The sequence below is a fragment of the Tolypothrix sp. PCC 7601 genome, assembly GCF_025677855.1.
Taxonomy (GTDB): Bacteria; Cyanobacteriota; Cyanobacteriia; order Cyanobacteriales; family Nostocaceae; genus Aulosira; species Aulosira diplosiphon.
The window spans coordinates 6,637,672-6,651,318 of record NZ_CP064879.1 but is presented as its reverse complement, the minus strand read 5'-3'; the positions used below and the strand labels follow the sequence as shown (position 1 = coordinate 6,651,318).

Genomic DNA, 13,647 nt, shown 5'->3' with positions numbered 1-13,647 from the left:
ACGACGGCAATATGACGGCATGAAGAAATTAACAGTTCGATGCTCTAATGAAGAGTATGAAACGCTTTTGAAATACTGCGAAGAAACAGATCGCACTCAAAATGACGTACTTAGAGAGATGATCCGGAAGTTGAAGAAAAGCCGTGCTAGAAGCACGGGGCTTTAGACCCAATTTTTTGGTAAATTGTCTCAATCCCCATTCCCCATTCCCCATTCCCCATTCCCTAGTCCCCAATCCCCAACCGTGAAACTCCACTCCTTCCGTCTCCGAATCGCTTTGTTATTTGCCATGCTAGCTGGTGGTGCGCTGGCGGGGTTTGGTAGTATTTCTTGGTGGCTGATTCATGAGGCTAAGGTTAGCCGACTAGATGCAAAGTTAGAAGCTTTATTGAGTCGCCCTCAGCCGCCCAGAGAAGATATTTTGCAGTCTTATTTGCCAGCATTTGAAAAATCATTACCACAGGAGTTGGGGACAGGTAAAGAAACGCCAATCGCCCTATTGGTGAGAGATAGAGATGGTCAAACGCTTTATCGATCTGAGCTATGGTCTGCTGATTTTAATTTAAATGGTTTGTGGCCTGCACAACCCAAGTTTTTACCATCTCAGTTTCCCCGCCGCGATCGCCAAAGACCACCCAATACTTCAGGAACATCGCAACCACCTCCAGACAGACCACGATTTCCTCCTGAACGTCCACCTAATATCCCACCTCCGCGATTAATCACTCAACGGACGAAAACAGGAACTTGGCGCATCGGTGCGATCGCTTTTCATGAATCCCAAATTGCGATCGCTGTCAGTTTGCAAGGTATTGATCGGGAGATGGCGATTATCCGTGATGTTTTCCTGATTTCTATACCCGTTGTCCTGTTAATTATTACTACTAGTGCTTGGTTGCTGTCTTACGGGGCTTTGCGCCCCATCCGGGAGTTAGTTGTTGCTATCCGCCAAGTCACGGTGAAAGGATTGGATCAAAGAGTGCCAATCGCTGCTACAGATACGGAATTTGTAGAATTAATTCAGGTGTTTAACCAGATGTTAGAACGCCTGGAACGCAGTTTTAAACAGGCTTCTCGCTTCAGTGGAGATGCAGCCCACGAACTGAAAACACCGATAGCAATTTTACAAGGTGAACTAGAGCGAACTTTGCAAAAAGCAGAACCAGGTTCAGAGTTACAACAAAATCTCAGCAATCTTTTAGATGAAGTATCTCGCCTCAGTGGCATTGTTCGCAAGCTGTTGTTGCTGTCTTTAGCTGATGCCGGCAAAATGAATTTACATCAAGTGGAAGTAAATTTGTCCGAGATATTAGCCGAGATAGTAGAGGATATGGAATTGCTAGCACCTCATTTAGCAGTGATAGCAGAGATTACTCCCGGATTAAAGGTAAAAGGCGATCGCGATTTACTAACTCAGGTATTACAAAATTTATTCAGCAATGCCATTAAATATAATCTTCCAGAAGGTTGGATGCGAATTAACGCTAGGCAGCAAGGAAAGACAGTATTAGTTACTATTAGCAATTCATCTCAAGAAATTCCCACAAGCGATCGCGATCGCATTTTTGACCGCTTCTATCGTGGAGATCCAGCCCGAACTAGAAAGGTAGAGGGAACAGGTCTAGGACTTAGCCTCTCAAGAGAAATAGCTATTGCTCACAATGGTAAACTTACCCTTGACCCTACGCTGTCAAATCAAACATCTTTTACTTTAAGCTTACCGATGAAAAAGTAATTTGTAGTTGGTAATGGGTAATTGGTAATTGGTAATTGGTAATTGGTAATTGATAGTAAATGTATGGTTAGTAGTGGTTATCATCAAGAAATGTAAAACAAATATCTGGCAATGCCCACACTTTTAGGTTGAAGACCAACGAGTCTTTCCCTTTACCCTTTAATCAAGGGTTATTTGCCATAATCTCCTAAAAATAGGATGCTAAAAAGACGAAATTCTTAGGAATTGTTAGCAGAATTCGGTTTATCTTTAAATTAAAAGACGAATTTCTCCCTATGAAAAATTAGCTATGGCAAGCAGTGAAGCCTTTGATTCTCCGACAAACTCCGTAGCTGTGCCAAGGGTCAATCTGCTGACCATGTTTAGGCTAGGCTTGTTTCAAATGGGGTTGAGCATGATGTCCATCCTGACTCTGGGGGTGCTGAACAGAGTCATGATTCAGGAAATTGCGATTCCAGCAACCCTAGTGTCGTTAGTGCTAGCACTCCCAGCTTTCGTTTCGCCTTCGCGTATTTGGTTTGGTCAGATATCAGATGCTAAACCCATGTGGGGCTATCATCGTACAGCTTATGTTTGGGTGGGAGCAGCAATATTTGCGATCGCCTCATTTTTATCTGTGCAGGTAATGTGGCAGGTGGATTTTGCTGCCGAAGCTGCTGGCGGTTGGGTATGGACAACTCAAACTATGGGCTGGACGGCACTGCTGTGCTTGGTTTTTGCTGTCTATGGGTTAGCAATTTGTGCTAGTGGTACGGCTTTTGCTGCTTTGTTGGTGGATATCTCGGAAGAAGATAACCGTTCCAAAGTAGTTGGCGTTGTCTGGTCGATGCTGATGGTGGGAATTATTGTTGGCGCAATTATTAGTTCCAGTTTACTGAAGCAATTAACACCAGGAGCCAGCATAGCGACTTTACAAGCAGCCGTCAACAAGCTGTTTATGCTTGTGCCAGCTATTGTATTTTGTTTTGCGATCGCAGCGACATTAGGTGTAGAGAAAAAGTATTCACTCTATTCCAGACGTTCCCAAGTAGTCAATCGCGAAGATAGCATCAGCTTACGTAACGCATGGGGAATTTTAACAGCTAGTCGGCAAACAGGCTTGTTTTTCACCTTTTTATTAGTGATGACTATCAGCTTGTTTATGCAAGATCCGATTGTGGAACCTTATGCAGGGCAAGTTTTTAATATGCCTTTAGCGGAAAGTACCAAGCTAAACGTGTTCTATGGCACGGGTATCCTCATTTCCTACGGCGTAACGGGCTTTGTAATTGTGCCGCGTTTGGGCAAGCGTAGGACTGCCAAATTGGGCTGCATATTGGTAGCTTGTGCTTCGCTATTGTTAGGCTTCTCCGGCTTCTCAGCGAATCCAGCTTTCTTGAAATTCGGTTTAGTTTTGTTCGGTTTAGCCACTGGTTTTGTCACCACAGCAGCAATTAGCTTAATGCTAGATTTGACAGCTGCCGAAGCCGCAGGTACATTTATTGGCGCATGGGGACTAGCACAGTCAATTTCTCGAGGGATTGCTGTAGTAATTGGTGGTACGGTCTTAGATATAGGACGTAATTTACTACCCAGCTTAGAACTAGCCTATGGACTAGTATTCGTCTTAGAAGCCATAGGAATGTTGGTATCAATTTGGTTTCTCAATCGCGTCAACGTTGCAGAATTTCAAACCAGCACTAAAAAAGCGATCGCTTCTGTATTAGAAAGTGATTTAGATTAAGTGGGCATGGGGCATAGGGCATAGGGCATTGGTAATGAGTAATGAGTAATGAGTAATGAGTAATTTTCTTCATCCCTCAATCCCCAATCCCCAATCCCCAGTCCCCATTACCCCTTATCCCCAGAGGGGGCCCCGAGTTCCCCATTCCCCAATGCTTGGCTGAAAGCCTGGTTTGCGCGAGAATGTATCAATGAATGATTTTTGGAATACTATTCTTGATTTTGCCCAAAGCACCACTGCCAAAGTGGGGAAGCAATTAATGCAGGATTTTGGGCGGGTGCAAGCTTTACATAAAGCTGATGGCACTTTGGTAACGCAAGCTGATAAATGGGCAGATCAAACAATTAGAGATGCGATCGCTTCTACTTTTCCTGAATACGGTATTTTAACTGAAGAGAGCGATCGGACTTTCCCTGGTACAGAATGGTGCTGGGTAATTGACCCTTTGGACGGTACAACTAACTTTACACGGGGTATTCCCATTTGGGGGATTTCTCTAGGTTTACTGTATAAAGGAGTTCCAATTTTTGGTTATGTTCATGTACCACCACTAAATCAAACTTTTCATGGTTTTTGGGCAGGTACATCGGGATTAGCTACACCAACTGGAGCATTTCTTAATCATCACCCCATTCACACTAGCCCCGATGCTCCTAGCAATAATCACTTTTTTAATCTCTGTTCTCGCAGCACCGCCGCAATGCAGCCAGACTTCCCAAGCAAAATTCGGATGCTGGGTGTAGCTAGCTATAACTTTCTTACAGTTGCTAATGGTGCAGTTTTAGGTGGGATGGAAGCCACGCCGAAAGTTTGGGACTTAGCAGGCGTTTGGGTAATTGTCCAAGCTGCTGGCGGTACGTGGTTATCTTTAAAATCAGAGCCGTTTCCCCTTTCACCAGGAGTAGATTATAGCGATCGCTCTTTCCCTACTCTTGTAGTTAGTCGCCCAGAATTAGTATCCGTATTTACACCGTTTTTGTCTGCTGTCAAAATTTAAACAGCTTGCCTAAAAAAATTATTCTAGTTAGAGAATATACTGACAAAACCCTTGCTAAACAAGGGTTTTGTCATATTTGCCTATAGTCTCTAACCTAAAATCTCACATCTAAGATCTAAAATTATTTGACCCTGGGCAACATCTGCAAAAATATGGCACTTGCGTAAGTTTGAAACTCATTTATACTGTGTTGTCATTCACCTATTATTGCATTTAGCTTACTGAGTATAAAAAAGTCATGTTGTCCAATATAGAGTTAATGCGAGTATTTGTTCATAATTCCATCCAAAAACAGGAAGTATTGTTATCAAACGCTGTGTTGACAGCGCAAACAGTATATAGAAGTAACCAAGTAATGACAAAAGCCGAAGGAGTGATTGCTACAGCCGAACTCGCGAAGGAGCCAGCAACATTCTCAATTAATGCCACTTCATCCCATTGGGAGGTGATGAACGAAGCATTAGCAGACTACAGTTATATTTTGACAGGAGAAATAGATCATCGGGGTTTCTATGAGTATCGATACTGTCAAATACCCAGTGGCTATAAGATGCATGGCACTAAATCTGTACACTTATGGCGTGCTTGGTGGAAATACCGTAAATATGCCTTGCAGTTAGGTTTTTCTTTAGAACTCTTAATCAGACACAGAAATGCCTGGTATCCCATTAGAGATTTAACTATTAGTGACGGACTTCTCTATATCAAAACCTTAGGTAATGAGATAGCAGTCCATTCAGAGGATCTAGTAATTTGGTTAAGTAGAACTCAGGCAAATAATAATGAAGGCTCTACTGTAATCCAAGACAAAAAATAAAAGTAATTTTATACTTCACACTATTGAAATAATTAACCAGCACAATAATTGATACACTCTCAAAACTTAGAATAAGTAAGTCGGTGTAAATAAACCAAACAATGTTAAGACACATAAATTGGCTATAAACCCTTACCAATGACAAAGAACAAAGGACAAATGACAGCCCTGATTAGTTATCTTTAAATGCACCGCCTACTTGTATCTGTTATTGCGGCTTAATCACCATGAAAGGAATTTGGCTCGAAAACAACCAATTGCAATTACGCACAGACATCCCAACTCCAGAACCGCCACCAGGAGAAGCTCTTGTGCGTGTATTGCGTGCAGGTATTTGCAATACTGATTTAGAACTGCTCAGAGGCTACTATCCCTACAGGGGAATTTTAGGGCATGAATTTGTTGGTGTTGTGGAACAAGGGCCAGAAAACCTACTAAATCGGCGGGTTGTTGGCGAAATTAACGCAGTCTGCGGACATTGCCGATTTTGTCGTAGTGGTAATTCAACTCACTGTGAAAACCGCACTGTATTAGGAATTGTTAACCGCCACGGAGCTTTTGCAGAATACCTCTGTTTACCAGTCGAGAATTTACATTCTGTACCGGATAATGTACCCACAGAAGTAGCAACATTCACTGAACCGATAGCAGCCGCCTTAGAAATTCAGCAACAGGTCGCTTTAAGTGCAAATGACAGAGTCCTAGTAGTTGGAGATGGTAAGCTAGGACAACTGGTAGCACAAACAATAGCGTTAACAGGCTGTGAACTTTTAGTAGTAGGTCGTCATCCAGAAAAACTGGCGAATCTTGCAGCGAGAGGGATTAAAACAGGTTCAGCCACAGATGTAAGAGACAGATTTTTCGATATTTCCGTAGAGTGTACTGGTAATCCCGAAGGATTTGCGATCGCCCGCCGCGCTCTCCGTCCTCGCGGTACATTAGTACTCAAAAGTACCTATGCAGGCAATCTCAACTTAGATGTTTCGTCTTTGGTAGTAGATGAAATCACGCTCATCGGTTCCCGTTGTGGCCCCTTTCCCGCCGCACTACAATTGCTAGCTACCGAACAACTAGACGTACAACCACTAATTCATGCCCGCTACCACCTCAGCGATGGACTTGCAGCCTTTGAACAAGCTCAAACTCGAGGTGTTTTAAAGGTGTTGTTGGAGATTGGGGATTAGGGACTGGGGACTAGGGAAAAGGGCAGAAAGGGGAAGGGGGAAAAGGGGAAGGGAAAAATGGGAAATTATTATGACCAATTACCCAATGCCCAATGCCCAATGCCCAATGCCCAATGCCCAATGCCCCATGCCCTATTCAAACAAATCCAAATCTGTAACAGCACCAAGGCTGCTAGAAGCTACTAATTTGGCATATTTTCCTAGCACACCTTTGGTATAACGGGGTTTGCGAGGTTGCCAATTGGCACGACGGCGTGCTAATTCTTCTTCGGAGATGTTCAACTGTAATAAACGTGCAGGTGCATCGATTGTAATGCTATCGCCTTCTTCGACAAGAGCGATCGCACCACCAACTGCTGCTTCTGGTGCAACGTGCCCCACTACCATGCCATAGGTACCACCAGAGAAACGCCCATCGGTGATTAATCCGACGGAATCGCCTAAACCAGCACCAATGATGGCTGAGGTGGGAGCTAGCATTTCGCGCATACCGGGGCCTCCCTTCGGCCCTTCGTAGCGAATAACTAGAATATCACCTGGCTTAATTTTGCCTGCCAAAATTGCATCTAAAGAATCTTCTTCGGACTCAAATACTCTAGCTGGCCCGGTAATTGTCGGCTTCTTAACCCCGGTAATTTTTGCTACAGCACCTTCTGTTGCTAAGTTACCTTTGAGAATAGCCAAGTGTCCTTGAGGATACATTGGGTTATTCCAAGGACGAATCACATCTTGGTTAGGAGATGGTTCTTCTGATACATCAGCCAAGACTTCAGAGATAGTTTGACCGCTAATTGTCAGGCAATCACCGTGAATTAAACCATGTACTAGTAGCATTTTCATCACTTGAGGAATACCACCAGCCTTGTGTAAATCCGTAGCTACATATCTACCGCTTGGTTTTAAATCACACAATACAGGCACGCGCCCACGGATGGTTTCAAAGTCATCAATAGTTAATTCCACACCAGCAGCGCGGGCGATCGCCAAAAAGTGCAATACGGCATTTGTGGAACCACCTACAGCCATAATTACGGCAATGGCATTTTCTATAGATTTGCGGGTGATGATTTGGCGGGGGAGGATTTGTTTACGAATTGCTTCCACCAACACATCTGCCGATTTTGCTGTACTATCAGCCTTTTCTGCATCTTCAGCCGCCATCGTAGAAGAATAGGGTAAACTCATCCCCATAGCTTCAAAAGCCGAAGACATAGTATTAGCTGTATACATCCCACCACAGGAACCAGCACCAGGACAAGCGTTACGTTCGACTTGTATTAATTCATTTTCGTCAATTTTGCCGGCGCTATATTGACCGACAGCTTCAAAGGAACTAACAACAGTTAAATCTTTTCCGTTATAGTGTCCGGGTTTAATCGTGCCACCGTAAACAAAAATAGCAGGGATATTCATCCGGGCGATCGCAATCATTGCCCCTGGCATATTTTTATCGCAACCACCAATAGCCAGCACGCCATCCATACTTTGTCCAGTAACCGCAGTTTCAATTGAATCTGCAATTACTTCTCGAGAAACGAGGGAATATTTCATCCCTTCAGTTCCCATTGAAATCCCATCACTAATAGTAATCGTGCCGAAAATTTGCGGCATTGCTCCTGCGGTTTTGACAGCAGCTTCTGCTCTTTGTGCGAGCTGATTAATCCCCATATTACAAGGGGTAATAGTGCTGTAACCATTGGCAATCCCGACAATGGCTTTATTAAAATCTTCATCCTGAAAACCAACTGCACGCAGCATTGCTCTATTAGGCGAACGCTGCACCCCTTGCGTTACAACTTGGCTTCTTAAATTCTCCGACATCTTTTTTCCTTTTCTGCCATCATCGCAACAGTTGCGATCGTGTTAGTTGATTTTCTCATGCAGAATCGGCACGATAAAGCATGAGCCATGATTGATTCGTTATTAGTTATTTAACTTAGTACAATATTGCACAAGTTCATAACACTTTAATTGAAAAATTCTGCTTTTTTCGCTGCCAAATGCCATGACGGACAAAATACAGTAAAGCGATCGCATATTATATCGCAAAGAAGTAATAAAAAAGACTCTATTTTACTTTTTTATAAGTTGATATATTTAATTGATATCGAATTTTTCCTATTTCATTTGTGAAACAAAGAGTAAATTTATACTTTTTATTGAAAGCGGCGGGAAACTCCATCCCCTTGTGGGTGGAGAGGGATAGCTGCCCCGCCGCTTGGGGCATAGGGCATAGGGCATTGGTATGTTCTTTCCCATGCCCCATGCCCAATTCCCAATGCCCAAAAACTCCATCCCCTTGTGGGTGGAGTTTTTCATTGCCTGTACTCCGTTTTATACCTTAACGAGTAATTTCACAACTCCTGCAGGATTTCTATCTCAGCAAAATAGTCTTAGCCTTGCTGTAAAAACTCAACCTTGGGTAACAAAGGATCAGTCACAATACCGACACCGTTAAAACCCCAACGCTTGAGTAAACTATTTATCTGTGTACCGGGAATAGATTCTACAGAAAAGCGATTTGCTACCTCTGCAGCGTGGGTGTTGAGATAGCTAAGAGCATCAAAGTTTTCTTTAAATAACAACAAATAACCCGATGCTTCAGCATTGGGACGAGCCGTTAAATAACGACCATCAGATTTAGAACGTACCAAATAATAAACTTCGGAAAGCATGGAGACGGAAGGGAAGGGGGGACAAGGGAGACAAGGAGGACACAAATAACTGTTGACTGTTGACTAATTTAAATTCTCTAGGCGAATGCGTGGATCTGCAGCTTTAAGTAGTAAATCAGCAGCTAAATTCCCGATAATTAACAGTACTGCGCCCATGACTAAGCTGGCCATTAATAAATATAAGTCTTGAGCTTGTAAAGCCTGTAAAGCCAATCTTCCTAAACCGGGCCAGTTAAAGAACTGTTCGGCAATAAATGCACCGTTTAATAAGCCAGCTAACTCAAAACCCAATAAGGTAATTAAAGGGTTGATGGCATTACGCAGCGCATGAACGTAAATGACTCGGTTTTCTGGTAATCCTTTGGCACGAGCCGTTTGAATATAATCTTGACGCAGAACATCCAATAATTCGCCGCGAGTGATGCGTTGCAAACCAGCAAAACTGGTAATTGACAGGGCAATTGTTGGTAAAATCATGTGCCAAGCAACATCGAGAACCCTGCCAAACCAATTCAATTCCCAGTGATTGATGCTAGTCATGTCACCTACAGGAAAAATAGGTGAGGTGACTTGGGCGACAATCAGCAAGAAGAGGGCAGTGATAAAACTGGGAAATCCTTGACCAGCGTAGCTAATTACCTGTAAAACCCGGTCAACCAGCTTATTTTGCTTCACCGCAGCAACGATTCCTAAAGGAATAGCGATCGCCCATGTCACAATTAAAGAAGCGATCGCTAATAGTAACGTTGCCTGTATGCGTTCTCCTAACAGCGACCCTACCGAGCGTTGGTACACAAAACTTGTGCCAAAATCACCTTTGCTAAAGATGCGCCACAGCCAAAACCCAAATTGCTCCGGCCAGGACTTATCCAAACCAAACTGGCGCTTGATTTCCTCTATTCTTTCTGGGGAAATTTTGGGGTTTTGCCGTAATGTATCTACATAATCCCCTGGAGCCAACTGAATAATGAAAAATGACAATGCAGATGCCAAAAATAAAGTCAGTAGCGCCTGTAATAGCCTTTTCATTACATAAATAAAAGTCTCACTCGTGACTAGCCTAATTAGCCAGTCTCGACTTGTCTCCAGAGAAATTTTTGTAGAAGATGTCATAGTTTAGTCAAAGGTGTTGGGTAAATCCCAATGAGAACAAGTGGTGTTCAAGAGCCAAAATGCTGTAATTTTGATAATTTAGACTTTTGACTCTTGGCTAATATTCAATCAAGGAGATAATCGGCACATCTGGCAGATATTTACGTCCTTGTAAATCTCTTAGCTCGATAATAAACCCAAAGCCTAATAATTCGCAGCCAATCTTCTCGACTAATTTTGCTGTTGCACTCGCAGTTCCACCTGTGGCAATCAAATCATCCACAATCAAAACTCGGCTACCTGCAGGTAACGCATCCTGATGCACTTCCAACGAATCTGTGCCGTACTCCAAATCATATTCAACGGAGTGAACTGCTGCTGGTAACTTCCCCTTTTTCCGTGCGGGAACAAAACCAGCTCCTAATTTGTAAGCTAAAGGAGAACCAAAAATAAAACCGCGTGACTCCATCCCCACAATGTAATCCGCATTCAGTCCATTGTTGATGCACTGTTGGGCAAAAAAGTCAATAGTGTAGCGTAAGCCGTCAGGATCGCGCAGCAGCGTCGTAATATCTCGAAAGACAATTCCTGGGTTGGGAAAATCTGGTATTTCACGAATTAGAGACTTTAAATCCATAAAAATCGCTCTTAGGGATCAATAATTGGGCATGGGGGAGGCAGTGCGTTGCGGAGGTTCCCTCCGTTGTAGCAACTGCCGTCATGGGGCATTGGGGATGGGGCATTGTTTATTTCTTTCTTGACTATTGATCGCTGAGATCCCCTGCTGTTTGTAATTCCTAATCCCTAGTCCCCAGTCGCCAGTCCCCAATTCCCGATACCTGACAAATCGTACACTATAATGTCATACGCTGGGGATTGAAGCTCAAGCTTGGCGATCCATTGACGATAACTTGAATCTAACTCAAGCTAGGGATGGAATTACACTACCAAGTGAGGTTGATACACTTATATGTTAAAAACATAAATTTAAGTATACGGAAACCTTGGAGTTCAAAAAGTAAGTAATGTATATATCAAGCATTACTACGAATGCTACAAGCCTCATGTTTTTGTATGGCTATTTATCTTAAATTAGTTTTACCTAGTCTGTCGGAAGCGCACAAGGTATCTATAGAATGAATGTCTCCGCTAGTTTAACGCCGTTTAACAGTCCTACTCCCTCGTCATTGCCTATGATTCTGGATACCTTACCCGATCCGGCGACAGAGGGGCAACTATGTCCCCGAAGAACTCGGGTACAAATCGATTTAATTTTACTGGCAATTGAAGCTTTGGAACTCGGTGGTTCGGAAGCTATTTTGGCTTTTGCTGATGAATTGGAATTAAAAGGAATTATTAAAGATAGGGTAAATTTATGGCGAATGCGTAGTTCTAACCCACTACGAAGAGCGCATATGCGTCGCCCTTTAACTATTATGGAAGCAAAAGCATTGGTAGTAATTGCTTGCTATATAGCTAGACGTTTAACAGTAGTTATTCGTCAGTTATTGATGATTTATCAGCAAATGAATGAAAAGCAACTACCACTGGAACAAAATCTCCGACTATCTAATTATTTAGAGCGGTTTAGAACGCATTTTAAGAGTAGGATGAGTTCCCGCCGTTCTGGTTCATTGGCATTAACTTCTGACGATAAATTAGATGAGCTAGCAATAAATTTATTAGGACAACTACTCTTCTGTACTGGCACAGCTGGAATGCAGCGGTTCTGGATCAGTCTTTTTGATGGGGAAGTAGAATGAATATTCAACGTAAGTACAGTCTACCTAATTGCACGTTGCTTTTAGAAGGTTTAAGCGATGCCAGCCGGGCTGCACATTTTCAAGAAATGCGCCCGGAATTATCAATATTGGTCAATGCAGAATGCTATTTATCTAGTTATAATCAGCCCTTAGTGGGAGGAAGAGAGTTTTTTGAAAGTTTGGTGAGGGCGGTTAGTGGCTACGCTCAGGAATTTCTGAGTAACGTTCCCAATCCCCAAGCTCATAATCAAGATTCAGAGTTAGTTGAATTACAAAAAGTAGACATCAACCGACACAGGTTAATTGTCCATTCAGAGGATGAATCTCAAGGTTTTAATTCTAACCCTAACAATAATAAAGAGCCGATTCAAATTGATTTAAATACAGTACAGTTATTTGATTTAGTAGAAGCGGTAGATCAGTTTTTTGCTGACACCCAAACTTTACCAGAGCTATCTCTAGAATTACAACCAGTTACAAGAAGAAATAGTGTTGCTAATCAAGCTGTATTAAAGCAAGCAGTACCTGCTAGTATAGGGGTTTCGAGTTTGGCGGTTGCAGCACTCACCTTAAGCTTGATTCCATCTCCGCAACTACATACACCAGAGCCAAAGTCACAAGATCCAACTAGCTCTACAACACCTAACGTTACACCCAGCGCTACACCTGCGGCGGCTGAAACAACCACACCCGCAGCAGCTGTTACGCCCACAACTTCCCCCAGTGCAACATCCACACCAATAGCGGCGGTAACACCAACACCCTCATCGGAAATTATACCCACACCGATAGCGGCGGTAACACCAACACCTACTCCTGGAAGTACACCTGAAGTTAAAGATTTAGAAAAACTTTTAACTACCGTACCGGAAATTACCGATCCATCGAAACTACGGGCCTTGAACCGTCAATTGTATAACCAAATTAATCCGGCTTGGACTAATCGTGCTGAATTATCAGAGGATGTGGTTTATCGTGTAGGTGTAGCAGCGGACGGTGCCATTATTGGCTATAAAGCTGTGAATCAAAAGGCAAATGAGGAAATACAAAAAACTCCTCTACCCAATCTCCTTTACAATCCTGCTACCCGAGGCGCGATTCAAAACGAACCAATTGCTCAATACAGAGTTGTGTTGACAAAAACAGGGGTACTAGAAGTTAGCCCTTGGCGTGGGTATGCTAAAACACCAGAGGTTGTGGGTGCAAAAATTACTGATGCTAAGACAGTTAATAATTTAAGCCAGAAGTTATATGGCACAGTACGGCAAAGCTGGGGAGGTACCCCCACCTTTGAAAGATATTTGAAATATCGGGTGGCGGTCAACAAAGATGGTGCGATCACAGACTATGAGCCGCTCAATCAAGTCGCCTATGATTATGCTCGAGAAACTCCACTTCCCCAGTTGTTGCAACAGGCTCAAGGCTCAAATTTAGTTGCACCCAATAGCAAAGAACCTCTAGCCCATTTCCAACTCATATTTCAGCCAAGTGGTAAATTAGAAATCGCTCCTTGGCGTGGATATTAATAAGAAAGGAGGGAACAGGGAACAGGGAATGGGAAACAGTGAACAGAAAAGACAAGGTAAGGTAAGGTAAGAGAGACAAGAAGGAGAACTCTTGTCTTTTGTCTTTTGACTTTTGACTCTTGACTTTTGACTCTT

12 protein-coding genes are annotated in these 13,647 nt (G+C 43.0%); 8 read left to right on the top strand and 4 right to left on the bottom strand.

Annotation, left to right across the window (positions count from 1 at the left end):
- The first annotated feature begins 19 nt into the window (after window positions 1–19).
- The 6 genes from HG267_RS26820 (at window position 20) to HG267_RS26795 (ending at window position 6,456) form a co-directional block, all read left to right on the top strand.
- On the top strand, window positions 20–166 hold the full coding sequence (locus tag HG267_RS26820; protein ID WP_045868487.1) for a ribbon-helix-helix protein, CopG family: 147 nt from the start codon (window positions 20–22) through the stop codon (window positions 164–166).
- A 78-nt stretch (window positions 167–244) separates the two neighbouring features.
- A complete protein-coding gene (locus HG267_RS26815; protein WP_309227796.1) occupies window positions 245–1,735 on the top strand; it encodes a sensor histidine kinase in 1,491 nt (496 codons plus the stop codon).
- Window positions 1,736–2,024: 289 nt separating this feature from the next.
- A complete protein-coding gene (locus tag HG267_RS26810; protein WP_045872276.1) occupies window positions 2,025–3,458 on the top strand; it encodes a BCD family MFS transporter in 1,434 nt (477 codons plus the stop codon).
- 190 nt (window positions 3,459–3,648) lie between these two features.
- The gene (locus HG267_RS26805; RefSeq protein ID WP_045872275.1) at window positions 3,649–4,455 is read left to right on the top strand and encodes an inositol monophosphatase family protein; all 807 of its coding nucleotides are present in this window, start codon (window positions 3,649–3,651) and stop codon (window positions 4,453–4,455) included.
- 238 nt (window positions 4,456–4,693) lie between these two features.
- Window positions 4,694–5,272, top strand: coding sequence for a hypothetical protein (locus tag HG267_RS26800; RefSeq protein ID WP_045872274.1), 579 nt, complete (start codon window positions 4,694–4,696; stop codon window positions 5,270–5,272).
- Between the two features lie 227 nt (window positions 5,273–5,499).
- Window positions 5,500–6,456 (top strand): MDR/zinc-dependent alcohol dehydrogenase-like family protein, encoded by a 957-nt coding sequence (locus HG267_RS26795; RefSeq protein WP_045872273.1) that lies wholly within the window; start codon window positions 5,500–5,502, stop codon window positions 6,454–6,456.
- A 132-nt stretch (window positions 6,457–6,588) separates the two neighbouring features.
- On the opposite strand, the gene ilvD is transcribed toward HG267_RS26795, so the two are convergent.
- The 4 genes from ilvD to HG267_RS26775 all read right to left on the bottom strand — a co-directional run bounded on the left by ilvD (window position 6,589) and on the right by HG267_RS26775 (window position 10,860).
- Window positions 6,589–8,277 (bottom strand): dihydroxy-acid dehydratase, encoded by a 1,689-nt coding sequence (ilvD, locus tag HG267_RS26790; RefSeq protein ID WP_045872272.1) that lies wholly within the window; start codon window positions 8,275–8,277, stop codon window positions 6,589–6,591.
- A gap of 572 nt (window positions 8,278–8,849) precedes the next feature.
- Window positions 8,850–9,131: a hypothetical protein gene (locus HG267_RS26785; protein ID WP_045872270.1), complete on the bottom strand. Its 282-nt coding sequence runs from the start codon at window positions 9,129–9,131 to the stop codon at window positions 8,850–8,852.
- A 63-nt stretch (window positions 9,132–9,194) separates the two neighbouring features.
- Window positions 9,195–10,244 carry an ABC transporter permease gene (locus HG267_RS26780; protein ID WP_045872269.1) on the bottom strand — a complete coding sequence of 350 codons (1,050 nt, stop codon included), beginning with the start codon at window positions 10,242–10,244 and terminating at the stop codon, window positions 9,195–9,197.
- A gap of 97 nt (window positions 10,245–10,341) precedes the next feature.
- A complete protein-coding gene (locus HG267_RS26775; protein WP_045872268.1) occupies window positions 10,342–10,860 on the bottom strand; it encodes an adenine phosphoribosyltransferase in 519 nt (172 codons plus the stop codon).
- A gap of 499 nt (window positions 10,861–11,359) precedes the next feature.
- Here HG267_RS26775 and HG267_RS26770 point away from each other — a divergent pair, with 499 nt between their 5' ends.
- Window positions 11,360–11,986, top strand: a complete 627-nt coding sequence (locus tag HG267_RS26770) for a DUF3038 domain-containing protein (RefSeq protein WP_045872267.1) — start codon at window positions 11,360–11,362, stop codon at window positions 11,984–11,986.
- The gene (locus HG267_RS26765; RefSeq protein WP_045872266.1) at window positions 11,983–13,512 is read left to right on the top strand and encodes a DUF4335 domain-containing protein; all 1,530 of its coding nucleotides are present in this window, start codon (window positions 11,983–11,985) and stop codon (window positions 13,510–13,512) included. Before HG267_RS26770 ends, HG267_RS26765 begins: the two co-directional genes overlap by 4 nt.
- The last annotated feature ends 135 nt before the right edge of the window (window positions 13,513–13,647 follow it).

Bases quoted from the DNA above. Each gene is read 5' to 3' on its own strand.
- HG267_RS26820 (WP_045868487.1), top strand. From the start codon at position 20: ATGAAGAAATTAACAGTTCGATGCTCTAATGAAGAGTATGAAACGCTT.
- HG267_RS26810 (WP_045872276.1), top strand. From the start codon at position 2,025: ATGGCAAGCAGTGAAGCCTTTGATTCTCCGACAAACTCCGTAGCTGTG.
- HG267_RS26805 (WP_045872275.1), top strand. From the start codon at position 3,649: ATGAATGATTTTTGGAATACTATTCTTGATTTTGCCCAAAGCACCACT.
- HG267_RS26800 (WP_045872274.1), top strand. From the start codon at position 4,694: ATGTTGTCCAATATAGAGTTAATGCGAGTATTTGTTCATAATTCCATC.
- HG267_RS26795 (WP_045872273.1), top strand. From the start codon at position 5,500: ATGAAAGGAATTTGGCTCGAAAACAACCAATTGCAATTACGCACAGAC.
- ilvD (WP_045872272.1), bottom strand. From the start codon at position 8,277: ATGTCGGAGAATTTAAGAAGCCAAGTTGTAACGCAAGGGGTGCAGCGT.
- HG267_RS26785 (WP_045872270.1), bottom strand. From the start codon at position 9,131: ATGCTTTCCGAAGTTTATTATTTGGTACGTTCTAAATCTGATGGTCGT.
- HG267_RS26780 (WP_045872269.1), bottom strand. From the start codon at position 10,244: ATGACATCTTCTACAAAAATTTCTCTGGAGACAAGTCGAGACTGGCTA.
- HG267_RS26775 (WP_045872268.1), bottom strand. From the start codon at position 10,860: ATGGATTTAAAGTCTCTAATTCGTGAAATACCAGATTTTCCCAACCCA.
- HG267_RS26770 (WP_045872267.1), top strand. From the start codon at position 11,360: ATGAATGTCTCCGCTAGTTTAACGCCGTTTAACAGTCCTACTCCCTCG.
- HG267_RS26765 (WP_045872266.1), top strand. From the start codon at position 11,983: ATGAATATTCAACGTAAGTACAGTCTACCTAATTGCACGTTGCTTTTA.